The organism is uncultured Aquimarina sp., assembly GCF_947500065.1.
Classification (GTDB): Bacteria; Bacteroidota; Bacteroidia; order Flavobacteriales; family Flavobacteriaceae; genus Aquimarina.
On record NZ_CANMQT010000005.1, the window covers coordinates 100,047 to 125,821 of the forward strand.

The following is a 25,775-nucleotide window of genomic DNA, read 5'->3' on the forward strand; positions in this document are numbered from 1 at the left end:
GGGAAAAGAAAAACAGCCTATCGAACATCACTTTTCTGAGCTCGATAAAAAAAGTACTATTTAAGTAGTATAATCCTAAAATAATGACTTCTAATTACGAATTTAATAACGTGATTTTAGCCAAAAAACTCAAATAACATAAGGGATAACAACAATTTTATCCTTGACAACATCTATGAAAACGTTTTCGTAAAAAAACAAAAACACCTAACTGCGAAATCCTCATTTATTTGTGATAAAAATATACACCCCTAATTTTTTAGGGGGTAAATATTTTAAAATCATAAAAATAACACGATTACCCTTCAAAATTTGGAGGTTAAAAAGTAATTCACATATTTTTGACACAGATTTAACATTAATTTTAACTTTTTAGTCTTTATGAAGAAAATAGAAGCAATCATCAGGAGATCGAAATATCGTGTTGTAAAAGAGGCTTTACACGATAAAGGCATAACATTCTTTTCTTATTGGGATGTTACTGGTGTAGGTAATGAGCAAAAAGGACACGTATATCGTGGAATTTCTTACAGTACAACAGATATACAGAGACGTTTTTTATCGATCGTTGTAAATGATGAATTCGAGGAAGCTGCTATCTCTGCAATTCTGGATGCGGGAAAAACCGGTGAAGTTGGAGACGGAAAAGTTTTCGTATCTGACATTAAAGAAGCTTATAGAATTCGTACTTCCGAAAAAGGAGGTTCTACGCTATCCTAACCACCACTAGCACAAATTACCAACTGAAAACAAAAAATAACTTTTAATAGTCAATTATATAATGGAAATGTTAACTATAAACAATGTATGGATGATGGTGTGTACTGCACTAGTATTTTTCATGCACTTAGGTTTCTCTTTTTTAGAAATTGGATTAACTCGTCAAAAAAACACAATTAATATTCTTTTCAAAAACGTCTTTATCATATGTGTAGGTTTATTACTATACTGTTTGGTAGGGTTCAATTTAATGTACCCAGGATTTGAAGAAGGTGCTGCAGGATTCTTAGGGTTTGCAGGTTTTGGGTTAAGCTCCCCTGTTGTTGAAGGAGCTTTGGACTTAACATATAATGAAGGGTATACATACTGGACAGATTTCTTATTCCAGGGAATGTTTGCCGCTACAGCTGCTACTATTGTTTCTGGAGCGGTTGCAGAAAGAATTAAGATTGGAGCATTTATGATTTTTACGATCATATATGTAGGAGTAGTATATCCAATTGTAGGTTCTTGGCAATGGGGAGGTGGATTTTTATCATCGTTCCAGATTGGTGAAGCTGAAGGTTTTTATGATTTTGCAGGTTCTACCTTAGTACACTCTGTAGGAGGATGGGCTGCATTAGTAGCTGTATGGCTATTAGGGTCTAGAATTGGTAAATTCAGTTCTGAAGGTAAACCTCAGGCAATTCCCGGTCACAATATACCATTAGCCGCTGCTGGAGTATTAATTCTTTGGTTAGGATGGTTTGGTTTTAATGGTGGTTCTGTACTTTCTGCAGATGCTGCTGGTACATCTCTTACTTTAGTAACTACATCTCTTGCTGCTGCAGCTGGTGGAGTTGTTGCATTCTTAGTTTCTACATTATTATATAAGAATTATGATTTAACAATGTTCTTAAATGGTATTCTTGGAGGATTAGTAGGTATTACTGCAGGTGCGGATCAGATGACCCCTACAGATGCAGTATTAATCGGAGCTATTGCTGGAGCTATTATTGTATTTGGTGTAGCACTAATTGACAAATTGAAACTAGACGATCCTGTAGGAGCTATTGCAGTACATTTAATCTGCGGTATCTGGGGAACACTAGCTGTAGGTATCTTTGGAGCTAAAGCTGGTTTTGATCAATTCTTAGTACAAGGAGTTGGAGTATTAGCCGCTGGTGGATTCTGTGTGCTAACCTCATTCATAATTATTTTTACATTGAAGAAAACTATAGGAATTAGAGTCTCTGAAAAAGAAGAAATTGATGGTCTTGATAGTCATGAGCATGGAATGGATGCATATCCAGATTTTAGACTTAACCAACACTAGAATTAAATTTAATTCTTGATATATATATAAAAGGGCGATTTATAATCGCCCTTTTTTTTTATTGATTATTTTATAATCTCCATTGATAATGGATACGATGGTTCTTCGCCATTACTAGCTTTGATTGCATTAATTATAGGGAATACTAAGCATAATATAGCTATAACAATTAATCCTAAAACTCCTAATCCAAATAATAATATTAATGGGATACATACTATCGCATAGATAAACATACTTATTTGAAAATTCATAATTGATTTTCCGTGATTATCCATTGCTAAAACTTGCTCTCTTTGCGTTAACCATAGTATTAATGGAACGATAAACCCACCAAAACCAGTTACTAAGTCTAATAACTGTGATAAGTGGGTAATAACTAATAATGATCTGTCTTGTCTCATAATTTCTTGGTTTTTTGATTGATGATTGATGATTACTCAAAGGATTGCTAATAAAATTAGCACTCTTTATATATATGACGAAATTATTTGCAAAATGTTACAATAAAAAATAATAAATCACTAAAAAATAAAAGCATTCTAAGAGAATCCTTAGAATGCTTTTAAAACTAAATTTAATATCTATATCTATTATTTGTTATTATTAATTAAGTATCAGTTTCTGAGTAAATGATTTCTCACCACTCTCTATTCGGACTAAATAAATACCTTGCCCTAATGATAAATTCTTAGCAGAAATAGTATTTTCTCCTGGTTGTAATTTAATTTCAGCGTGTTTTTTACCTAAAATAGAGAATACTGTAGCTTTAGCATTTTTAGCATACTGATCAAGGTATATAGAAAAGTTATTTGTTGCAGGGTTAGGCGCTATTTTTACACCAGAAAAAACACCTTCTGGCTCATCTCCTAATATTGCCTCTGCAGACTCCAAACTAGCAATTACACTTTCTGCGCTAGCAGATTGCCCACAAGATCCTTCATAAATTTTTACATTAGAGAAAATCGAGTTGTTACTACTACCAGCGTCATTATCATTAATAAACACTAATCTATCCATAGAACCGGTATAAAAATTACCTACAGGAATAACATAAGTTGTAGTTCCACTAGAATAATTATCAAAATTAGTAACGCCATAGTTCTGAGAACCGTGCACTTTAAAGTATCGATTAGAAGTTAACGTATTGTCATCTTCAAACCCAACTCCATGAATTTCTCCTTGACTAGTACTGCTAAAATCAAATTCAATAACTGTACTTGGTGTTACATTATAATTAAGCGCTATAAACTTCCAAGTATTATTTTGCATGGATATTCCAGATCCTCCATTTACAATAGAGAAATTACCTGCAGAATCTTGATTAGAAAAACCATTGATTGCAAAATCATTAAAATCCAATGTATCGCATACAGGTGGTGGTGGCGTTGTACCATTTGTGATACTAAGACCATCAATATTAATATCTCCTTGCCAGCTAGTGCCGGTTACAACATTTAATCGTAATTGCACACTTCCATTCCCAGCATAAGCAGAAAGATCTACACTTGCAGCATTCCAATCGGTACCTTGAGCTCCTGATCTACTAAATACACTACTCCAATTACCAGTATTATTAGTTCTAGCCTCTACATTTAAGGTCCCAACAGCATTTCCAGTCATATGATACTGGAAATTAAGAGTTGGAGATGATACACCTCCAAAATCTAAACAAGGTGCATTTAAAATTGCTTGTTTGTTAGGATATCCGGTTCCGTTACCAGATGCTTCTACATAAATATATGAATTACCATCAATTGCTCCGCTAGGTCCTGTTCCGTTAGAAGGTGTACCTCCAGAATTCACTGTCCAATTGATATCATCACTAGATGACTGTGACCAAGCTCCTATAGATCCTTCAAAACTTTCGTTATATGGAAAAGAAGACACATTTCCTGAACATTCTTCAGTTGGTGGCGGTGGTGGTGTTCCTAATCCCATTGCATCCCAAAAAGCAGGTATTGTAGCTCTTTCACCTGAGTTAGACCCTCCAGATCCCGAACAACCTCCATAAGCGTGAACCCCAACAGCATTTCCCGTTGCAGTATCAATAATTGGACTTCCAGAATTTCCTCCTGTTGTGTCTGTTCTATACCTAACAAAAGTATTCGTCGTAGAACTAAGTGGTCCTGTATGGATTTGTTGCGTTTGGTTATCAATTCCCGTATCAGTTCCGAAACCAGTTATAGTAATATTAGCTCCAGGTGCATCCTGCACTACGTTATATGACGCTCCTTGTCCTTGAATTGGTGTTAAACCTGTTTGAGAGTTAGCAAAACCTTCAAAAACTGCCCAGTCATTAGCCTGACTTGCGTTACCAGGATACGGAGAAACAAAATTCCCTATTGGGTACTGATCTTCTGGACCTGGATGAACAATAGTTCTATCTGGATTTGATTTAGGAACATTAAATTCGATTACCTCGGCTCTACTACCAACGCAGTGTCCAGCAGTAACCAATTTACCATTAGTAATGATCCAGCCTGTACAACCAATAGGAACTATTCTACCTATTGCATCATCAGCAGAATCAACCCTATCATCGTTAGAACCACATTGTGATTTTATAGTAGGATCAAGTTCCCCAACACTTAATTCTGTAATATTGATTCCAACAGATGTATCATTTGAAGCTACGTTTAGCGTAACTGTAACTGCATCTCCGTTAAAGTAAGCACTAGAATTATTCCAATCTTGTATCGTTTTGGAATTCAAAGTTTGAGTCGCTCCATCTAATTTTGAAGTAATAGTTACGGTACTATTACTACCTAGGTTTACATCCTTAAAAAACAAACGTAACCAAGTTGCTCCTGTTTCTGATATTTCTTCAGTAACTACATTAATGCCATTCTTACTAATAGCATCACCTGACTTTAGTGTTAGATTGTAAGAAGTTTCGTGTCTTGCTAAATTCTGCGTTTGTGCATAATTAATAAAAGGAAATAGCATAAATACTGCACAGACAGCCGCAATAATCCTGTGTTTAAATAACAGCATTCTGTTATTAATTGAGTTCGTGTTGTGAAAATTCATGAGAATAAAAGTTTTAGTATATAGAAATTAAATTTAGTTACTAAATCGATCATTAAAGGTTAGTTAAGCCTTAAACGAATATTCCTTATAAAATCTATTCAATAATACAATTGAACAAATTTTCAACTATTTCCTTTTATTCTTCAGTAGTTTTCTACTACTTAGAATTATTGAAGTTTTCTTACCCAAGGTTAAAAGTAAGGAAGAAAACATTGTTTACAAAAAAGTTTGAAGTCTAAATTAAAAAGCAAACTTATATAATGTCTATTTTTGCACTTTCATTATTAAAAGTATGATTTCACAAGATACGATAGTTGCTTTGGCTACTCCTGCTGGTGCTGGTGCTATAGCTGTCATAAGAGTTTCTGGAAAGGATGCCATCAGCATATGTGCCCCTTTATTTCGTTCGATTAAAGCAAAGAATCTGGAAAAACAAAAAAGTCATACAATCCATCTTGGTCATATCATTGATGGTGAACGTGTATTAGATGAAGTACTGGTATCACTTTTTAAAGGAACTAACTCATACACTGGCGAACCAACAGTCGAAATATCTTGCCATGGATCTAGCTACATCCAACAAGAAATTATTCAACTATTACTGCGCAGCGGATGTAGAATTGCTAATGCTGGTGAGTTTACACTAAGAGCCTTTATCAACGGAAAATTAGACCTATCTCAGGCAGAAGCTGTGGCAGATCTTATTGCCTCTGATTCTGAAGCTTCACATCAGATTGCTATGCAACAAATGCGAGGTGGTTTTAGTAATGAAATTAAAAAATTACGAGATGAACTTCTCAATTTTGCATCTCTCATAGAATTAGAACTTGATTTTGCAGAGGAAGATGTGGAATTTGCCAATAGAACTCAATTTCAGGATTTAATTTCTCGAATCACTAAAGTCCTAAAGCGATTGATTGATTCTTTTGCAGTAGGAAATGTTATTAAAAACGGTATTCCTGTTGCTATTGTGGGAGAACCTAATGTTGGTAAATCTACTTTGCTAAATGCTTTATTGAATGAAGAACGAGCTATTGTTTCTGACATTGCAGGAACTACTCGTGATACTATCGAAGATGAAATTAACATTGGAGGTATTGGTTTTCGTTTTATTGATACTGCAGGTATTAGGGATACTAAAGATGTGGTTGAAAGTATTGGGATCAAAAAAACATTTGAAAAAATTGAACAAGCTCAGGTGGTTATTTATCTGATTGATAGTTCTGCATTGACTCCTGATAGCTTGAAACAATTAAAAATTGAAATTGGTAAGATAAAAAATCAATATCCTCAAAAACCGTTGATTGTTGTAGCCAACAAAGTAGATAAGCTTGATGAATCTCAGGTTTCTTCATTAACTTCTGAAATTGAAAACATCCATCTATTATCTGCTAAACAAAATATCGGTGTAGAAGAATTGCAAAATAAACTCTTGGAATTTGTTAATACAGGAGCCTTACGTAATAATGAAACGATAGTGACTAATTCTCGTCATTATGATGCTTTATTGAAAGCATTAGAAGAAATCCAAAAAGTACAATATGGTATTGATAGCGGTTTATCTGGAGATTTGATGGCCATTGATATTCGTCAGGCACTATATCATTTTGGTGAAATCACAGGTGAAATAACATCCGATGATTTACTAGGTAATATTTTTGCTAATTTCTGTATTGGGAAGTAAATTCCCCTTAAATATCGTATATCTTTTTTCTTTTCTTTTGTTCTTCTTTTATGAAGTAAATTAGAAATAGAATAAATATACTAATCTATAGCATTTTCAACCTAAGTAATTTTAATAGCATAAACATCTTGTTATCACAGCTGTTATATATAGAAAAAAGTTATCATTCGGATATACTTTGCCTAGCTGCAATAGTTAACAAAAATTTCAAAATAAGAAGTAAATTGTTTTTACAGTTATCTTAACAAAACGCAAAAATAACAATGAAATTCGATTTTATGGTCTGGTAAGTTTATCTTTAAGTATAGCTTTCGAAAAATATGATGACCAAATTATTAATAGCAATCATAAGTGGCATTGGACTCGGAATAAGTTTATTCTTTGGGATTTTTTTACTTAGAATGAAAAAAATCCAGAATACCCTATTAGGAGTATTACTTATCATGCTAACTTTAAGGATTACCAAATCCGTTTTTTATAATTATGTGGAGCTTCCTGTTTTTATTAAGAATCTTGGTCTAGCAGCCAATTTAGCAGTAGGTCCTTTATTATATCTCTACGGATATTCACTCTTCACAAAACCGAAAATTCAATTGAAATCGGTAATATTTCACTTTATTCCTGGATCCATTTACGTAATTTTTTGTGATTATATCCCTAATGATATTAATAGCAGTTTTTGGAAATTGAGTTATAGTTTCATCTTAATGCATTCATTTTCTTATGTAATCGCAAGTCTATTTATTTCTCAGAAAAGACAAATTACAGTTAACAAAAAAGTGAGAGAATGGTATATTTTATTGGTTTTGGCCCTTTGCCTAGTATGGATAGTCTACACATTGATATTTATTAAGTTAATCCCTGTCTATTCTGCTGGTGTAGTAGCATTCTCAATTCTAATGTTTATAACGCTATTTTTAGCTTACGATAGAAAAGGAATATTTGACAAAAACGATAAAGAAAAATATCTTAACACTACTATTACTATAGAAGATGGTGAAGCCCATCTAAGTCAAATAAAAAAATTAATAATGGAAGATCATCTGTATTTAGATCCTAATTTAAAATTAGTGTCTTTATCTTCCAGACTTAATTTATCTCCTAGAGATATTTCTATGATAATAAATAGACATGCCAACAAGAATTTTTCAAATTTTATAAATGAATATAGAATTAAAAAAGCTAAAGAACTCCTTAGCTCTAGTCATCCAGATACAAAAATTTTAGCTATTGCATTAGATTCAGGTTTCAATAGCCTGTCTTCTTTTAATGTAGCATTCAAGTTATTTACAAAATGTACTCCATCTGAATATCGATTAAAAAATAGTCCTCGAATAGTTTCTTAATATTTAAATATTAAATCTCTATTGGATTCGTGAATCCGATAGATAGTATGCCAAATTTTTAGTTGATTTAGATAAACTTTAAAATTATGGATACAACTAACAGAAGACAATGGTTAAAAAATTCTTTGGCAGCCTCTGCTACTTTAAGTCTATTTCCTTTGAATGCTTTTTCCGAAATTAATGAAGATTATTATAGAGAACATAATAATAAAAGTACTGTAAGAAGATTACTTTACAATGAGAATCATCTCGGTCCAAGCAAAAATGTAGAAAATATAATTAAGCAAGTAATATTTCGTAGCAATCGATACTCAACTTTCTATGAATACGATGCTAAAGCCTTAAAACAATTGATAGCAAAGCAAGAGGGGTTGAAACCCGAAAATGTGCTACTCGGTCATGGATCTTTTGAACCTTTAATATGGACAGCAACTCATTTCGGAAGTAAAGGAGAACAAATAATTGTTCCCAGTCCAACATTTGACGTAATTGGACTTTTTGCCAGAAAGCTTGGAGCTAATGTCACACCTGTAGAAGTAGATTCAGATTTCAGAATGAATTTGACAGAAATGGAATCCAAAATTAGTTCTAAAACGAGTCTTTTAACGCTCTGTAATCCTAATAACCCAACAGGAACTGCTATAGAGACTGAGAGGTTAAAATCATTTTGCAGGCTTGTATCCGATAAGACTACTGTACTTGTTGATGAAGCATATATTCATTTTATGGATTCCTGGCGAAATAAATCTATGGCACCTCTTATTGCAGAAGGAAAAAATGTTCTCGTTACTCGTACTTTCTCTAAGATATACGGTTTAGCAGGTTTACGAATTGGTTTTATGTTAGGACCAGAATCGCTTATAGCTGAAATGGAGGACAAATTTACCTTAGGATTTCCTGGTAATATGCCTAATTCACTTAGTGTTGCATCCGCAATTATTTCCCTAAAAGATGATGCCTTTTTGGAAACATCAAAGAATAACAATATCAAAATACGAAATGCATTTTACAATGAACTTGATAAACTTGGTCTTAATTATATTCGCAGTGAAGCTAACTTCATATACTTTGATGTTAAAAACTTTAAAGCTTACAAAGAGCTTATGCTGAAGAATAAAATTTTACTTGCCGGTGGTTGGCCAACAAAATCGAATTGGGCACGAGTAACTATGGGGTCCGAGGATGACATCGGTTTTTTGTTTGATAAAATGAAAGGAAAGAAATGGCTATGACCATTTCTTTCCTTTCTATTTTTTTTTAAGTAATATCCAATATACTTGCTTTCAATATTTCTAATAATTCAAAATATCTCAAAGTCTTTTTTTTATACCTCAGACCCAAATAACATCACATTAAAAGAAAATAAGATCTAGTACCTCCAACTCCCTTACTTCTTTTATTTACAAGGGTTTGCTACATATTGTATAGAAAAATAATGTAATAGAACCTTAATTCTGCATTAAAATGTAATATTTCTATGAAATGACTTTACAATTATTGCCTTATTATTCTTTGCGTTTTATAAAATGAACAATAGAGTGCTCTATTTTAATACCTATTGTCAATTCCATAGTCTAAATTTGGTTAAAACTTTTCTATTTCATTTTAACCTACAATATGAAAAGTAGTATCACTTCAATTCAATAATAATCCCAAATCTTATAAGAATTATGAAAAGAAAATTACTGGTACTTACATTATTATTTTTTCAAATAGCGATATCACAGACTAAATTCCTGTATGGCTCAAAAACTGGTCTTAGAGAAGGAAATTCTGACGGCGAAGATATAAAGACCATCTTGAATCAAATTAGTGGTATAAGTGACTTCGAATATTATGGCAATACATTATATTGGATTAATAATGGAGGTGTATTTTATTTAGACAATGATAAGGTTGAATTAATAACGGATAATATTGGTGGGAATGAATTATTTATACACGATGATTTAATCTATTTCTCTAGAGATAATATAATTTCTAGCTACAATCTAACGAATCAAGTAATAGAAACTATTTATCAATTACCTGATTCGGATTCCTTTAGAAAAATTGAATTTAATCGTCAAAACCAAAAGATCTACTTCCAGAATGAATTTTCTAATAATTTACTTAGTTTAGATTTAGATGGTTCTAACTTAAATGTGGTAATTCCTTTGGTACATGATTTTGCGATTAGTGATACCAATATTTATTGGGCACCTAGTGATGGAGATGTTAGCGTACTACTAAAAAAGTCTAATTTATTTGGTTCTCAAACTCAGGATATACAATCATTTTTATATAATAGAAATTATTTTCGAGAAATGAGTGCTTCGACATTGGGGAATACGGATTACCTACATTTTACTTTTAAATCCGCAAGTACAAACCCAATTACATTGAATAGATTTAATGTCAGCTCTTCTTCCATATCTACTATTGAAACGCAGTCACAGTCGCAAGGCATTGTTAATTTCCCAAAAATTCATTCAGTTAATGGTACCGTTTACTATTACACCTTAAAAAGTGATAAAAATAATGAAATTAGGAATGGAGGTATAGTAATTGCATCAGGCGCTATTAATTTTAATTCCAATTTGGATTTTACAGATTCTAATATTTTAGTTTCAGGTGAGAAACACATAAAAGTGTATGATTTTGAAGGAAATTTCGAAAGAATTTTATTAGATAGAAGTGATTCGCGTGGAAGCATAGAATATTTCGCATACAATGAAAATAACAATACGGTCTTTTTTATTCAGGATGATGTAATTTTCAGATATCCATTAGATGGTAGAAGAATCTATACTATTTATAGAATACCAGATCAGGTTACTATAACTGATTTTTTCCTGGCTAGAGGAAATTTGTATTGGCAAGAAATAGATCAAAGAAGTACTACTGTTTTTAACATTAAACACATCGATCAATCAACAACAAATGATTCTTCAGCAATTACCGATTTTACCAGTATAGATGTTTTCAGTTATGACTTGTTTTTTTATAATGTTGATTTTTATGGAATTTATGATGGAGTTTTTAAATATAATTTCGCAACAAATAGTGAAGAATATATAGAATTTGATTCAAATATTTTTTACAGAGAATTATCGATTTATGATGATAAAATATATCTTATAGAATCGACTTCTATTTTCGAAATGGGTCTGGATGGCTCAAACAAAAATATTGTATTCAATAATTCTTTAATAGTTTCCAGTAATGGAACTGGCAATTATCCGGGTTTATTTACTTTTGAGGGTACTACTGATACTACACCAGATCCTCCATCGAACAATAATTGTGATTCAGCAATCAGTTTAAATGTTGGTAGTAGTTTTGAAGAAAGCGCAATTATCGCTTCTAATAATAATGCAGCACCTTCTTTAGAGAATTCTTGCAGCTCTTTTACTACAGCTAATGATATATGGTATAGTGTTACAATTCCTAATACCGGTCATATATTTTTAGAGACCAGGTCCAATTCTGATATTGTTGATGACACTAATATCATAGTGTACGAAGGTAGTTGTACTTCACTTACATCTATAGTCTGTAATTCTAATTCAGGAAAAGGTAATTTTTCTAAAGTAACTATACAAGATGATCCAGGAAAAACATTGTATATAAGAAGTATTGATAATGGTAATACCGCTGGTAGTTATCAACTATCTGCTTACACAAGTATAACAGGGCCTTTAGGAGATATACCTAGTAATCCAATTAATTTAATTACTGGAGGGAATTTCGAAGCTCAACAGAAATTTATTTCCATGATATCCTACACAGCTTCAGGAGTTTCTGCGCCTCAAACTTGCGGAAATTCTACAGTTGATAGAGATGTATGGTTTGAAGCAAAGATACCGAGTAACGAAGAGATTGATATTGAAACAGGTTTCATAAGCAATATATCTGGAATCATTCCCGTTATTTCTATATATACTGGCGATTCTAGTAATTTAAATTATGTTGGTTGTACCGATAATCAAAAGATCACTTTACAAGGATCTGCGGAGACAAAATTGTTAATTAGAGTACACGATTTTTCTAATGATAATATAACTGGTGCTTTTAGTATATCTGCTTATCATGAAAGTATCTTAAGTACGAATGATTATTCTATAAACGATACTAGTTTTGGATTATATCCTAATCCCATGCCTATAGGTCAAAACATTATAACAATCACAAAAAGTAATGTAACTAACTGCGAAATTTCTATTTATGACTTTGCCGGTAAACAAATAAAAGCACAAGTAGTTAATAGCGCTAATGAAATAATCGATATCGATATTAATGAATTAAGTACAGGAATATATTTTATGGTACTTAAAGATGAAAATGGGACTTATTCTAAACGGTTTATAAAAAACTAATTGCCTTTCTGAGTTAAAAAAAAACGATAAATCTTTCAAGATTCAAAACTTGAAAGATTTATCATTTTTAATCATTTTGTACAAACTCATATTTCTTCTACTGAATTGAGCTCTCTGGAGTACACAGAAGTATTCTTATCAGTGCTGTATTATTATCTAAGCTGAAAGTTGAAAACACATCCATAACACTTTCATTATCTATATCTACAACATAAACGAAGTAACTTAGATATATTTTTAAAGGTATATCGATACCTATACTTTCATGAAACATTACTTAGATATGTATACAAAAATAGTATATAAAGGCTATTATACTAGGTGTGATTTTTTATTAAACAATGGTTCATGAAGGTAAAAAACAAACACTTAAACTGAAAAAAAACACATTTTATCGGTGTTTTATCTGTTTATTTTATAAAATGCAAAATAGATTTTCTTATTTTGATCACTATTGTCAATTCTATAATATAACTTTGATAATTACTATTCAAATTAATAATAACTCCCAAGTTTAAAACTTATGAAAAAAATCTTAACCTTATTTATTTTATCTACATTCTTGATTTCTTGTTCTGGTGACGATGATACAGTGCAAGAAGAAATGATGACTTTTCCTACTAACTTAACTTTTGCTGAACAATCTATAAATATAGGAGAAGTTCTGACTATAAATGGTAATGGTTTTTCAACCAATGAAACCTATGAAGTAACTTTTACAGGAAACGTTGCTGGCACTATTAATGAAATCAATACGAACTTCCTTAAAGTCGAAGTCCCGCAAAATGCAGAATCAGGTGATGTCACCTTGAAATTTAATAACACCACTCAGGTTATTGGTAATTTAGTTGTCGAAAATAACAACAACGCTTCTGAAGAAGTATACATCTACCAGGAATCTGTCGGAGCTTTGGCCAAATTAAATATAGAAACAGGAGGTATTACTTATGTTGGAGGAGATTTAGTGCCCAACGGAACATCAGCAGGTGCTGTCTATCATCCCCAGAATAATGAATATATCGTTTTCAGAAATAATACAGATCCAAACTTCGCAAGGGTGAATCTAACAACAGGAGATATCACTTACGAAGTCATAGACCCGTCAGTAATTGCTGGAGACGGTTCTGATGTTTTTAGTGCTCCAATTGTTGATGATAATGGAAATGTTTATATATATCATGAATCTGCTAGTTCATTGGCTAAACTAGATATCGAAACTGGAGGAATTACCTATGTTACTGATGGAATTCTTAGCGGAACAATTGCAGGTGCAATATATCATCCTCAGAATAATGAATATATCATTTTCGAAAACAATACGGATCCAAATTATGCAAGAATAAATTTAACAACAGGTAATAGAATCTATGAAGTTATAGACCCATCTGTGATTGCGGGTGATGGTTCTGATGTATTTAGTTCCCCAGTTATTGATGATAATGGAAATGTGTATATATATCACGAATCTGCTAATTTATTAGCCAAACTAGATGTTGAAACTGGAGGGATCACTTATGTTACGGATGGATTACTTAGTGGAACAATTGCAGGTGCGATATATCATTCTCAGAACAATGAATATATAATGTTCGAAAATAATGCAGATCCAAATTATGTAAGGGTAAATTTAACTACAACTAATAGAATCTATGAAATTATAGATCCATCACAGGTTTTTGGTGATGGCACTGACCTTTTTAGTGGTCCAGTAAGCGCTGTTTCTCAATAAAACATTCATTTTTGATATATTCGAAAACAAAAAGGAAGACCATAAAAAACCTAAATTACTGCTGTAGTTTAGGTTTTTTTTTGTGGAATAAAACTATCTATTTGTATACATTACTACATCAAACAATTATTATTCAAAAGGCTTTACGATGTTTGTTACTTACCTAAAATTTTAATTATATAACATCAAATGAAATAAATTCCTGTTTTATTCGAAAAACGTAAAATAACATAATAGAATATCCATGTGTTAATAATAAAAAAACTATATTCAATTAAAAAAATTAAGCCCGTTGCATTTCACAAAATACCTAATGAGAAAATTTTCTGTTTTTCTTTTATTATTTATTCTAAAGTTTCAATTCTCTTTTTCTCAAAACACTCAAGAAAATTCACAAGAAATTGCAGAAGATAGTTTTGACCTTATTGAAGAAAAGTATAATACTTACAGGCAGAAAGACATTAAAAAAGCTCAATTTTATGGAAAATCTTTTTTAGAAAAAGCAAAAAAAATAAAAGATACCGCTAACATAGGACGTGGTTATTTTTTACTAGCAAATGTGTTTTACAAGGATACTGCTTTTGTATACGCGGATTCTGCCATTGCAATTACTAAACATAAAATAGATTTCTCTCAGCCAGCACAATCATACTTATTAAAAGCAACTCTTATTGCTATTGCCGGAAACCATAAAAAGGCTTTTGATGAATTAGAAAATGCTAATAAATATGCAAATATTAGTGGTAACATAGAACAAGAATATGAGATCAAATATATATTATCCAGACTAAAAACAAATGTTGGTGATTATGAATCTAGCATTGATATTTTAAAAGATATTATATCATATTATGAAAACAACTGTCTTGAGTGTGATGATAATATCAGAGGATACATTATTGCTAATTGGGCATATGTGCATAATCTTAATCAATTAAATATCTCTGACTCCACCGAAGTTATATATAAAAAAATATTCCCCTTAAGTTTAAAAACTAAAGATAGCCTTATGTATGGTAAATTACTGTTATCATCTGCTATTTCAAGTTATCAAAAAGAAAATTACAAACCTAGCCTTGATAGTATTCTAAAACTTGATCAACTTCTACAAAAAAGAATAGCAAATGTAGGTACTCGCACCCTAAAACACTTGTATCTTGGTAAGATTTATCTAAAACAAAAAGACTATGATCTTGCTATTAACAACCTTAAAAAAGTAGATTCAATTTCTTCTAAAGAAAATTATTTCTTCCCTGCGATAAGAGAAAATTATGAATTACTAATTAAGTATTATGAAGAGCAAAAGGATACTAAAAACCAATTGTTTTATATAGATAAACTTTTGAATGCTGATAAAATAATAGATAAAGATTTTGCCTACCTAGTAAAAAATAGCACGAAAAAATATACTACACCAAACTTACTTTTAGAAAAACAAAAAATAATTGATGATCTCAAAAATAACGCCTCTAATAAAAAAGTAATAGCTTTTATTTTATTCGGATGTTTAGTTTTACTAGGGCTGCTTCTAATTTGGAGTAGCAAAAAGCGTAGACTTTATAAAAAACGTATTGCAGAACTAGGAACGCCCAAAAAGAATCCAAGTTATACCATTGATGATGAAACGACAAAACGTATTTTGGATGAGCTATCCAAAATTGAGAATTCCGAATTATTCTTAGAGGAAGATTTTAGTTTAGGAATGGTTGCTAACCAGTTAAATACTAATACTGCGTATCTATCCAAAATAATAAATAAACACAAACAAAAAACTTTTAAGCAATACCTTGTAGAGCTACGTATAAATGTGTTGCTTAAAAAACTGGATGAAAACCCTATAATGAGAAAATACTCTATAGAAGCTTTAGCTGAATCTATTGGTTATGTTAATGCCTCTTCGTTTACAAGAATATTTAAAAATTATGTTGGAGAAAGTCCTTCATCTTTTTTAAATAAAAAATATCCTGATCGTAATAAATAACCTCTGAATTGTATCATCTTACTGTTTAGTAGTTGTATGTGTTTTTCAAGATCTAAAAAAACTATTTTCATTTACATATATCCATACTTATAATCTAAATAGGAGGCTATCTAAAAAGTAGATGTCTCTGTCATTTTGAGCGGAGTCGAGAAATAACTATCCTTGGTTTTCAGTACATTTCGACTCCGCTCAATGTGACAGTATTGTAAATATTGTACTTTTCGGACAGCCTCCTATTTAATCTATATTTCTAAAAGTAAAACCTTTTATTATTTCAACTTTACCCCACTAAAAATCTCTGTTTCTGATGGCAATCCAAGTTTATCTCTCATCACCTGACCTGCTTGAAGACCTGCAACTATAGCTCCTTCATAATACCCTACATTGACTCCAAAATTGATCCAATCTCCAGTAATAATAAGGTTATCAAAACCTGACTCGCTAGCTTTAAGACGATATTTATTAGAACCAGGAAGTGATAAGGTGTATCTATCCGTGGGATTTACATTAGCTCTAAAAAACTGTGTTTTTAATCTGGCATAATCCGTCTTGGCAGTTTTTGAGAAGTCATGGATTACACTCAATTTCATTCCTTCTGGATACTCTAGCGTTGTAGCATTCGGAAAAAACCATCCCATTTTATCTTTCAACCATTGTTCAGAAACACGCATAATACGTTCCAATTGCTCGTGAGGATAGTTCTGATCCGAATATGGAGGTATCACTTCAGGGTCCAGAAATGATCCCGTATAATATATTAATACACCTGGTTCATCTTCTTTCCAATCTTCATAGGGCATCACCTGAGACATATCAATAAATGAGTACTGAGGATCAGCATAGGTTACCAAGTTGGGTAATGATCCTTCTGGGAAACCCCAATCCGGTAAATTCATCCCTAACTCTTTTAATGTAGGCTTAATCCATAATTGCATGGACATTGTAGGAATACTTTTAACGTGAGTATACATGTTATTCCAGGCCGTATTATTAGCTATAATCTCTTTACAAATTCCTTCTTTACCTCCCAAAACATCAATCGGGATTCCTAAAACTACATAATCAAAATCTTTTCCTTTTTCTAAAGACATATGTCCCACATTCTCCCAGCCACACCAAGCTTCTTCCAAATCATATTTACCTTCCTTAAGCGCCTTGGCTTGTTGATCATCTATTTGATCATACAGCGGTTCTCCAGGCCATACATCTAAACCTTTGAAAGGGTACGTAGGGTTATATGTACCATTTTTTAAGGTAACCTGTTCTGCCATAGATACTTTTTCTATTTCTCCAGAATCCGAATAGTGTACCTGTTCTACTTTATGGAAGAACTTAAATTTTACACCTCTATTTTTTAATGTTAAATAAATTGGTGTGATCATAGTATCCGCTGTACCAGCTTTGAATTTCCAAACAAAAGATCCTTTATAACCTGCTGAGTTTGTTAAAAAATGAAGTCCGACTCCAGCCGCTAGGCTACCTTGCTGATCAGGCCCCGTTATATTATGAAATGTCCCAGTATACAAAAATCTAACCATTGCAGAGCTTAATAACCGTTCACTTGCTCCATGTTTTTGGAGCCATTCTCGGTAGTCCAAATCATTGATACGGTCATAGTCTAGTTCATGAGTATCGGGGTTATAAACATCTTCTAATGTTCCTTTCATATTAACAAGTCCAAATTCTACAAACACAGCTAACCAATAGAAATATTCGCTATGGTCTGCTATGGAATCAATAAGCTTGGTTGCCCATTTAGAAAGCAAATCGAGTAACTCCTTAATCATGGAGTGATGATTTTTCCGATGCACATGATCTTCATCTTCCATCTTACTCATATTCGCAATGAGTTCGGATACATAGTTTAGCAGCTTTTCTCCTTCGTGCTTAGCGATATTCTTCCCAAAGTCTTCGAATTTCATCTTAAAATCTCCCCAAAGTGAATGATGTTCGGGTGCTTTAATTTCCTTGGCAGATTCAGAAGCCATATTCATTAGATTATCCTTGTTTGGATCTGTCCCGAATAAAATTTCAACAACCAATCCCACTACTTTGTGAACAATGGCTGAAAATGGCAATGGTCCTCCTTGACCGGGAATATATTCATTAGAAGGAAAAATAATATTCTTCTTTATCCATTGATTTGTTTTAGGATCAAAATGAGTAAGTAATGTAGTATCTTCTCGATCAAAGCCATCTTCCCATGATTTAAAAGGACTATTCGGCATTAAATTATGCTCTTCACATTCTTTATAAGAGTCTTGTATCAAACGAAAAGCATTTTCATACCATCCTTGTGCAATGTGAATACCATGCTCCTGAATTCTTTCATTTGGTCCTCTACCTGTAGCTGTTTTACCACCTAATCTCCAACCCATTTGGTAAATGGTTATATCATAGTGATCTTGCCAGTTTTCATAAGAACTCAGCTCATAAGCTGTTGTAAGGGATGACATTCCACTACCGAGTATTGCTATTTTCTTTTTGTTATTTTCTTTGTTTTGCATTGGTTTATTAGTTTTTAAGAAATTGGAATTTTATTAGTTGTTAATTTTTCATTGAAGTGTTCTGAACTGAACTCACTCTGACTAATCGGATAGATAGGCTTATTGTTCTTAATGAATTTAGTCACTTCTGGAGAATTGTTCCACTTTGCTGCTTCTGCATATAATTTATCTAAATGTGATAAGATGAGAATCTTATCAAAAATGTCTTCAATCAACCCCATTAAATTATGTGCATGATGAGTAACATACTTAATATCCTCTTTTGACAATGGGTAATGACTTGGATAAAAAGCTTCTATATCTGTTATAATAGAAACGGCACTCCCTCGTGGATTGGCAAATATTTTTCCTAATATGCCAAAACTTACCCCTTCGACCATAGACTGAGCATAGAGCAATCGATAAAGTACTATATTCATGAAATATTGCTCATAAATATTTTCCTTAAACGCTAGAGAATCTGCAACATCATATCCTGAAATTATACTTGAGTTATGCGCGCGATACCAGGTAAGTTCATTCGGTTTATTAATATAATCTAGCCAAAAATTTACAGGAACAGGTAAACCTTGAAACAACTCTCCAGATTCTTTGATTAATTGGGCCAGTGTTGCTACATAAAGAAAATGACTATTGACTTCTCTCCACCATGCACTACCAGGTTTTGTATCATTCATAGGATTTAGAGTCCCTCTTTTTATTTCCCATTCAATAAATGCTAACTCAGAATTTCCTAGTCCCTCGTTTCCCTTAATAAAAGGATCTCCATATTTTTGGTAGAATTCATAACGCAATTTATAGCGGTCTTGAGGGTGATCAGAAACGCGAAATACAATTTCCTTCGCTTTCTCCTCAAGTATATTAAGTTGGTTCATGTGGCTGTTTAATTTTGTATATAGTTCCTAAATTTACGAGTTAAAATGTGATATGCAATAAATATTTTTAGGGAATACTACCTGTATATTTCATAAATTTACTTATTATGCAACGGTGAATTTTCAAAATATTAAACATTAAGAATGGCAACTTATTTTAAATACTATTTAGGGCTCTTATGGATAATATTATTGTCTCCTCTGAATTCATTTTCTCAGACAACGATTCTTCTTAATAATACAACTGAACTGCTTGATATTGGCAATCAAACCTATTTTCTAGAGGATGCTTCTCTTACACTATCCATAGAAGAAATTATAAACAACAACCTAGAAACTCAGTTTAAAGAATATTCTCAGGAAACGATAAATTTTTCTAGTACTGCTTCCGCTTACTGGTTAAAATTCAAAATTAATAAAACCCTTTCTGATAATTTCTACCTAAATGTCGGTTCAGCGTATATTGATTCCATATCTCTCTACGAATTTGATGAGGAAAACCAACTAATCTCTACTAGGCATACAGGAGATGACCTACCTTTTAGCACTAGAGAAATTGAAGTAGGGAATTACTTATTTGCTCTTGATTTTGATGAGGATATTACACGAACTTTTTACCTTAGAGTAAAGAGTGATCAACCCTTGTTTTTCCTTCTCAGAGTAGGGACACTTCCTAATTTTGTAGCATACGAACATGATTTAGATTTTCTTCAGGGAATCTATTTTGGTTTTATGCTATTGATCTTCCTCTATAACCTCTTTTTGTTTTTTTCAACTAGAGAGGGAATTTATCTCTACTACATTGCCTATGTATTCAGTATTACTTGGTTTATGGCCTCTGTATTTGGTTATTTCTTTGAATACTTTTGGCCAAATACACCTTTTCTTAATCAATTAGTGGTGGTCAGTTCAGGATTGACCATGATAACAGCTACTTTGTTTACCCAAAAATTTCTGGGTACCAAGAAATCTGATCCACGCTTTCATAAAGGTTCCATGATGTTTCTTGTTGTAGGTATTTTAGTATGCGTATTTGTTGTACTAGGTTATAAAATAGAAGGTCTGAAGTTAGCTCAAGGTGGTCTTCTCATTATGGCAGCCTACTTTCTTGTATTAGGTATTCGATTTAAATTAAAAGGGTTTCGTCCTGCTATCTATTACTTATTTGCGTGGGGAGCTCTTATTATCGGTATTTGTTTCGCAATTCTTGAGTCATTAAACCTAACTTTTGTAATGACCTATTTAAATGCGATGCAGATTGGTTCAGCCCTAGAAGTATTGCTACTTTCCTTTGCACTAGGTGATCGGATTAATATGTATAAAAAGCAAAAAGAAGATGCACAATTAGAAGCTCTGATATCAGCCAAAGAAAATGAAAGGCTGATTCAAGAGCAAAATATACTATTGGAAGAGAAGGTCGAGGAACGAACCGCCGAAGTAGCAAGCCAAAATGAAGAACTGGTTAATCTGAATAAGGAAAAGGATATGCTAGTAGATATGGTTGCCCATGATCTTAGAACTCCTTTGCATCAGATGAAAGGGTTAATATGGTTGCTGGATATACCTGCCATGGAATTAACAGAAGATCAAAAAACATATTTAACCGAAATTGACAATGCTGTAGATCGTCTGACACAGATGATTGGTCGTATGCTAAACACACACTCTTTAGAGATAAATCAAATTAAATTAGTTAACGAAACTATTGACTTAGTTGAATTGGTCGAATATGCATCGAAGTGTTTTTACCTTACTGCTACAGAAAAAGATATTAAAATAGTAATAGAAGCAGAAGAAGGGAATCATTTTGTTGTATTAGATAAAAATTATATGATACAGGTTTTAGAAAATTTGCTTTCTAATGCAATTAAGTTTTCTGAAAAAGGAAGTAAGATAGCATTGTACGTAAAATCACAAGATGGAAAAACCTATGTTGTGGTCGAAGATAATGGACCTGGTATTAGCGAAGAAGATCAGAAGAAACTGTTCGGAAGGTTTCAAAGATTAACTGCCCAACCTACAGCTGGTGAATCATCCATAGGATTGGGGTTATCAATCGTAAAAAAATACCTAGAAGCTATGAATTGTGAAATTCATTGCGAAAGTCAGTTAGGTGTAGGAACCAAATTTATTATCACTTTTGATACTCAAGAAGGATAATGTAAAAAATCAAAGTTAATGTACGGATTACTCAAATAATAAACATAATCCAACAAAAAGCAAACAAAAGCTCCTCACAAGTAAACCTTCTACCCTACTATTCCTGTATTTATAATAGTCTCTTATAAATTGTATCAAAAATTAAACTTATTTCGAAAATATATAGATAACACAATCTAAAGTACATAACGCAATCTAAATGTGATAAACCTAGGCAAAATAAAAGTCTCGGTAGAAGAAACAAAGAGATTGTTTGCGCTGTTGTTTACTCTTGACTTTACATCCAAGATATTGGTAGCTCTTAATTCATATTCCCATTTTGCATCTCTGTCTTTTCTGTATGCTAAAGATGCATTCCAAGTATCAAATGATTGGCTAGCGCCACCTTCTCTACTTTGTCTTGTGTATGTGTAATCTGTGACAAAAGTTAATGATTTCCATATGTAAGCATCAAAATCAACAGAAGGTGCATTCGTATAAAAAGTCGTTTTATTAGATCCTTGTGTATTGGTAGCTATGCTATAATTGTATTTTACACTTACATTAGGTGCTTTTTTAAAGTTCGTTCGTAAACCTGGCGTATAGCTCTGGGTAAATCCTTCATTTACCGATCTTCTATTCTGGATAAACTGATTAATCTTAGTGTAATTAAAATTTGTATTTAGCGTTGCTCTTACTTTACCGAAGGTTCGTTGAACTCGACCAAAGGCGGAAAAATTTTCGTCTGCAAAACTAGAATTAAAAAACGTACTGGTTGTAATTACATTATCAAAATTCGTCAAGCCTCGTATTTGATCAATATTTTTTGAATACGCCAATCGTGCAAAAATATTAGTATAATTGAACAAATTAAAACTAGAATAAAATAGACTTAAGTTATGAGATAAGGCGTTCTGTAAATCAGGTTCTCCAAATTGAATACTGTTAAAATTATTCAAGACTAATCCTTGTGCTAATCTCGTAACATCAGTAAATTGATTGCGCATATCATAACGGAACGTAAGGCTTTCATTCTTTTTAAACTGTATCCGAGTTTCAAAATCTGGTAATAATCTAAAAAAACTTTCATTAAATTCCTGATTAAACTGACTGTTTTTATTTACATAAGAGTGTACTGATAATCCAGGTGTGAAAATGAATTTTCCGGTTTTAAATCTATAATGAAATCCTAGGTACACATCACTAAATGTCAATTCTGTATCATTGGTTGCTCTTCCTTCATTAAAATTTGGTGTAGGATCAAATTGAGCATTCGTATTTAAAAACTGAAACAATCTGGAATCAAAGTCTTGTTGACTAAATATGGTACCTAACGTCACATTTAAGTTGCTCTTTGCATTAATTATATAAAAATAGTCAAGCTTAGCATCTAGTTGATTCGATTTAATTCGCCTATCCTGTCCTAAATTATAATTTTCCAGAGTCGTATCCAGACCTAAGGCTTCTGCTGTATTATCGAAAGGATCCCTATCATTCGGATCTACCTCATCATTATTAGTTGGATCATTAAGTAACCTAGCATTATAGAAAGGGTCTTCATCCTTTAATAAATGTTCTACTTCTAACGCAAAAATGCTATTCTCATTAAATGTATAGTAATACTTCAAGCTTTGATTAATGCTAAAAGGTGTAGCTTCTTCTACTTCAGTAGTAGTTCCCAAAACAGAAGAAAAGAAGTTTTGATCTTGTACATCTTTAGAAATGCGCCCCAAAACATCATAATCAATTTGGTTATTAACGTTTGGTTTATACGATGCACTTAATTTGAGTAATCCTTGATCAGATTTTTCTTCATTATTCTGCTCCGTCGATTCATCCGGAATCCCTAAATCGGCATCTGTATATTGATTAAAGTTAGACTGCCTTGAAGAGAGACGACTTACATTAAAAATGGCAAAACCACTTATATCCAATGACGTATTAGGCGAATAACTAAAATTGGCTGCTCCAAGCTTATTTTCGATCTTCGTTGCATTGCTTTGATTCGTTAAGAAACTTAAATCATTATTCCCAAGATTAATACTGGTTCCACTATTCCTGCTGGGTGATCTAAAACCTCCTCCAAAACTTCTAATGTCTCTTCTGGATAAAGCTACTTCCCCAGTATTATTGAAATCTCCAATAAAGTTAATACTGTATTTTGGATTGTAGTAAAAAAGCTTTGGCTGCACCAGATATAACCCTTCGTCTGTCGAGGCACCACCTCCAGCAGTAACATTTCCAAACCAAAAACTCTCCTTTCCTTCTTTAAGTTTAATATTAAGAGCTACATTGTCTTGATTATTAGTCACTCCACGTAACTGTCCTACTTCTGAATAATTTCTAAGAACTTGTATCTTATCCACAGCTTTCGATGGAATATTTTTAGTAGCAATTTTAGTATCACCATCAAAAAAATCTTTTCCGTTTACCATCAATTTATTGACTACTTTTCCTTCTACTTCTACTTGCCCTTCCTCATTAATTTCTACTCCTGGAAGGTTCTGCAATACATCTTCTAATTTTCGTTCGGTACCTGTATTAAAGGAGTCTGCATTGTAAATTAAGGTATCACCTTTGACAGTTACAGGCATTTCATAAGTTATCTGAACTTCATCTAGAGTGTTTCCAAATCTGAGAACTATATTTTTTGTAATATCTATCTCTCCTATAGAAATAACTTCCTCATAATCTTTCATACCGATGTAACTAACTGTAAGTTTAAACTCGGTATTCTTGCTTAAATTCAGTGCATAATTTCCTTTGGAATCTGTAGTTCCATATGCCTGTAAAATTTTAGTTTCCTGATTAATCGCAATAACGTTTGCTAATTCTAACGGATTCCCCAGACTATCCTTCACCATACCCTGCAATTTAATCTGAGCAAAAGTACTATTTACCACACACAGCAGTATTAACACAAAAAGAGTTCTCATGAATTTTAAATAATGTATGAATCTTTAGAATTCAAAGTGTTAGCTTCCTGGTCTTCGTCTACCTCGGTTGTTACGCATTTCTTGCATTTTACCGGTAATAATTTCTTTGTATTCCTTTTTAGTAACTTCTTTTCCTTTACTAGGAGCCTCAATTTTTGCTTTATCGTCAGGATTCATTACAATTTTGAAACATAACATGGTGGTATTATTTACATTGGTCTCTAAAATCAATCCTGGAAGTCCCCAAAACTCTGATGGACCTAAACGTACAGGAACCTTTAGGGTATACCAAGCAGTAACTTCCGTCATTGGTACTTCATCAGGTTTATCAGGATTATTTGCTGCTCTTAATTCACTCCAAGAAAAATCGTACCAGGTAAGATCCGCTGTTGGTATCATAGCTGTTGCTTTATAACAGGTGTAACCGCCAATTTGTTTGGTATCTGCTGCCATTTTCCATTTGATAGGTTGTAACGTATCTTTGACTAAAAAATTCTTCCCATAGAATTCTTGTTTCTGAACAAATTCACTGGTCTTTACATTTTTGTATTGCTCACCTGGAGAAAAATTTTTACCCCAAGTATCTGTTGCACCTGAGAGTACATCTACATCAAGTTTTTCATCCTCCTTAAATGTCGATGACACTTTATCGAATGTTAGCACATATTTTTTCTCCAACCTATTCTTTAAACGTGCGGCTACATCTTTTTTCTGAGCTTCGCTCAATCTAGCTCCCCAACTACCTAACTCCATTGTTGATTTAGAATAATAATAGGCTTTACCCTGAAAATCTTGTGCAAAAAGACCTACTGAAAAGAAAAATACAAAAAGGTATACAAGGTAATTGTTTGTTGAAGTTTTCATTGTTAGTTATTTTGTTTAACGAATATATAGAATTGTTAAACATTTATAAGAAGCTTTATTAAAACATTAACGATATGTATCAGATTCATAAAGAATGTCTTAAAAAATGAAATTCGAAAGAAATGCATAACTCTTGCTCACGATTTCATAGTGGTGAGTAATTGTATTTGATAATTTTGTTAAAATTATTGAATAATAAAATACGCTATACTCTAACTCCCTGTGCAGAAAAGAACTTAATACATCTTGTATTGCAAAACAATTTAAAACCAAAAATCATGGAAGAAT

At 32.4% G+C, this 25,775-nt stretch carries 15 protein-coding genes; 9 read left to right on the forward strand and 6 right to left on the reverse strand.

Going from position 1 to position 25,775, the window contains the following annotated elements; translation table 11 throughout:
* Positions 1 to 381 precede the first annotated feature (381 nt).
* The gene (locus Q0975_RS15910) at positions 382 to 720 is read left to right on the forward strand and encodes a P-II family nitrogen regulator (protein ID WP_299438425.1); all 339 of its coding nucleotides are present in this window, start codon (positions 382 to 384) and stop codon (positions 718 to 720) included.
* Positions 721 to 781: 61 nt separating this feature from the next.
* Positions 782 to 2,035 (forward strand): ammonium transporter, encoded by a 1,254-nt coding sequence (gene amt / locus Q0975_RS15915; RefSeq protein ID WP_299438427.1) that lies wholly within the window; start codon positions 782 to 784, stop codon positions 2,033 to 2,035.
* Positions 2,036 to 2,100: 65 nt separating this feature from the next.
* On the opposite strand, the gene Q0975_RS15920 is transcribed toward amt, so the two are convergent.
* Together Q0975_RS15920 and Q0975_RS15925 are read right to left on the reverse strand one after the other, a co-directional pair.
* The gene (locus tag Q0975_RS15920; protein ID WP_299438429.1) at positions 2,101 to 2,439 is read right to left on the reverse strand and encodes a DUF4870 domain-containing protein; all 339 of its coding nucleotides are present in this window, start codon (positions 2,437 to 2,439) and stop codon (positions 2,101 to 2,103) included.
* A gap of 202 nt (positions 2,440 to 2,641) precedes the next feature.
* Complete coding sequence (locus Q0975_RS15925; protein WP_299438431.1) at positions 2,642 to 5,068, reverse strand: T9SS type A sorting domain-containing protein; 2,427 nt, start codon at positions 5,066 to 5,068, stop codon at positions 2,642 to 2,644.
* 292 nt (positions 5,069 to 5,360) lie between these two features.
* On the opposite strand from Q0975_RS15925, the gene mnmE reads away from it, so the two are divergent.
* From mnmE to Q0975_RS15955, 6 genes are all read left to right on the forward strand, one after another.
* Positions 5,361 to 6,752: a tRNA uridine-5-carboxymethylaminomethyl(34) synthesis GTPase MnmE gene (gene mnmE / locus Q0975_RS15930; protein ID WP_299438433.1), complete on the forward strand. Its 1,392-nt coding sequence runs from the start codon at positions 5,361 to 5,363 to the stop codon at positions 6,750 to 6,752.
* Positions 6,753 to 7,072: 320 nt separating this feature from the next.
* The gene (locus tag Q0975_RS15935) at positions 7,073 to 8,098 is read left to right on the forward strand and encodes a helix-turn-helix domain-containing protein (RefSeq protein WP_299438435.1); all 1,026 of its coding nucleotides are present in this window, start codon (positions 7,073 to 7,075) and stop codon (positions 8,096 to 8,098) included.
* A gap of 86 nt (positions 8,099 to 8,184) precedes the next feature.
* Positions 8,185 to 9,330, forward strand: coding sequence for a histidinol-phosphate transaminase (locus tag Q0975_RS15940; RefSeq protein ID WP_299438437.1), 1,146 nt, complete (start codon positions 8,185 to 8,187; stop codon positions 9,328 to 9,330).
* Positions 9,331 to 9,768: 438 nt separating this feature from the next.
* Positions 9,769 to 12,456 (forward strand): T9SS type A sorting domain-containing protein, encoded by a 2,688-nt coding sequence (locus tag Q0975_RS15945; protein ID WP_299438439.1) that lies wholly within the window; start codon positions 9,769 to 9,771, stop codon positions 12,454 to 12,456.
* Between the two features lie 523 nt (positions 12,457 to 12,979).
* Complete coding sequence (locus Q0975_RS15950) at positions 12,980 to 14,185, forward strand: IPT/TIG domain-containing protein (protein ID WP_299438441.1); 1,206 nt, start codon at positions 12,980 to 12,982, stop codon at positions 14,183 to 14,185.
* A 313-nt stretch (positions 14,186 to 14,498) separates the two neighbouring features.
* Positions 14,499 to 16,166 carry a helix-turn-helix transcriptional regulator gene (locus Q0975_RS15955; protein WP_299438443.1) on the forward strand — a complete coding sequence of 556 codons (1,668 nt, stop codon included), beginning with the start codon at positions 14,499 to 14,501 and terminating at the stop codon, positions 16,164 to 16,166.
* A 269-nt stretch (positions 16,167 to 16,435) separates the two neighbouring features.
* Here the strand turns inward: Q0975_RS15955 and Q0975_RS15960 are convergent, their stop codons facing one another.
* Together Q0975_RS15960 and Q0975_RS15965 are read right to left on the reverse strand one after the other, a co-directional pair.
* A complete protein-coding gene (locus Q0975_RS15960) occupies positions 16,436 to 18,673 on the reverse strand; it encodes an NAD(P)-binding protein (RefSeq protein WP_299438445.1) in 2,238 nt (745 codons plus the stop codon).
* A 14-nt stretch (positions 18,674 to 18,687) separates the two neighbouring features.
* Positions 18,688 to 19,548, reverse strand: coding sequence for a hypothetical protein (locus tag Q0975_RS15965; RefSeq protein ID WP_299438447.1), 861 nt, complete (start codon positions 19,546 to 19,548; stop codon positions 18,688 to 18,690).
* A 144-nt stretch (positions 19,549 to 19,692) separates the two neighbouring features.
* Here Q0975_RS15965 and Q0975_RS15970 point away from each other — a divergent pair, with 144 nt between their 5' ends.
* On the forward strand, positions 19,693 to 21,708 hold the full coding sequence (locus Q0975_RS15970; protein WP_299438449.1) for a sensor histidine kinase: 2,016 nt from the start codon (positions 19,693 to 19,695) through the stop codon (positions 21,706 to 21,708).
* 176 nt (positions 21,709 to 21,884) lie between these two features.
* Here the strand turns inward: Q0975_RS15970 and Q0975_RS15975 are convergent, their stop codons facing one another.
* Positions 21,885 to 24,623, reverse strand: a complete 2,739-nt coding sequence (locus Q0975_RS15975; RefSeq protein ID WP_299438450.1) for a carboxypeptidase regulatory-like domain-containing protein — start codon at positions 24,621 to 24,623, stop codon at positions 21,885 to 21,887.
* A gap of 39 nt (positions 24,624 to 24,662) precedes the next feature.
* The gene (locus tag Q0975_RS15980; RefSeq protein WP_299438452.1) at positions 24,663 to 25,487 is read right to left on the reverse strand and encodes a GLPGLI family protein; all 825 of its coding nucleotides are present in this window, start codon (positions 25,485 to 25,487) and stop codon (positions 24,663 to 24,665) included.
* Positions 25,488 to 25,775: the final 288 nt, after the last annotated feature.

Excerpts from the sequence above, each read along its gene's own strand:
- Q0975_RS15940 (WP_299438437.1), top strand. The coding sequence starts at position 8,185 with ATGGATACAACTAACAGAAGACAATGGTTAAAAAATTCTTTGGCAGCC.
- amt (WP_299438427.1), top strand. The coding sequence starts at position 782 with ATGGAAATGTTAACTATAAACAATGTATGGATGATGGTGTGTACTGCA.
- Q0975_RS15935 (WP_299438435.1), top strand. The coding sequence starts at position 7,073 with ATGATGACCAAATTATTAATAGCAATCATAAGTGGCATTGGACTCGGA.
- Q0975_RS15910 (WP_299438425.1), top strand. The coding sequence starts at position 382 with ATGAAGAAAATAGAAGCAATCATCAGGAGATCGAAATATCGTGTTGTA.
- Q0975_RS15950 (WP_299438441.1), top strand. The coding sequence starts at position 12,980 with ATGAAAAAAATCTTAACCTTATTTATTTTATCTACATTCTTGATTTCT.
- Q0975_RS15955 (WP_299438443.1), top strand. The coding sequence starts at position 14,499 with ATGAGAAAATTTTCTGTTTTTCTTTTATTATTTATTCTAAAGTTTCAA.
- Q0975_RS15965 (WP_299438447.1), bottom strand. The coding sequence starts at position 19,548 with ATGAACCAACTTAATATACTTGAGGAGAAAGCGAAGGAAATTGTATTT.
- Q0975_RS15975 (WP_299438450.1), bottom strand. The coding sequence starts at position 24,623 with ATGAGAACTCTTTTTGTGTTAATACTGCTGTGTGTGGTAAATAGTACT.
- Q0975_RS15960 (WP_299438445.1), bottom strand. The coding sequence starts at position 18,673 with ATGCAAAACAAAGAAAATAACAAAAAGAAAATAGCAATACTCGGTAGT.
- Q0975_RS15925 (WP_299438431.1), bottom strand. The coding sequence starts at position 5,068 with ATGAATTTTCACAACACGAACTCAATTAATAACAGAATGCTGTTATTT.
- Q0975_RS15920 (WP_299438429.1), bottom strand. The coding sequence starts at position 2,439 with ATGAGACAAGACAGATCATTATTAGTTATTACCCACTTATCACAGTTA.
- mnmE (WP_299438433.1), top strand. The coding sequence starts at position 5,361 with ATGATTTCACAAGATACGATAGTTGCTTTGGCTACTCCTGCTGGTGCT.
- Q0975_RS15970 (WP_299438449.1), top strand. The coding sequence starts at position 19,693 with ATGGCAACTTATTTTAAATACTATTTAGGGCTCTTATGGATAATATTA.
- Q0975_RS15945 (WP_299438439.1), top strand. The coding sequence starts at position 9,769 with ATGAAAAGAAAATTACTGGTACTTACATTATTATTTTTTCAAATAGCG.
- Q0975_RS15980 (WP_299438452.1), bottom strand. The coding sequence starts at position 25,487 with ATGAAAACTTCAACAAACAATTACCTTGTATACCTTTTTGTATTTTTC.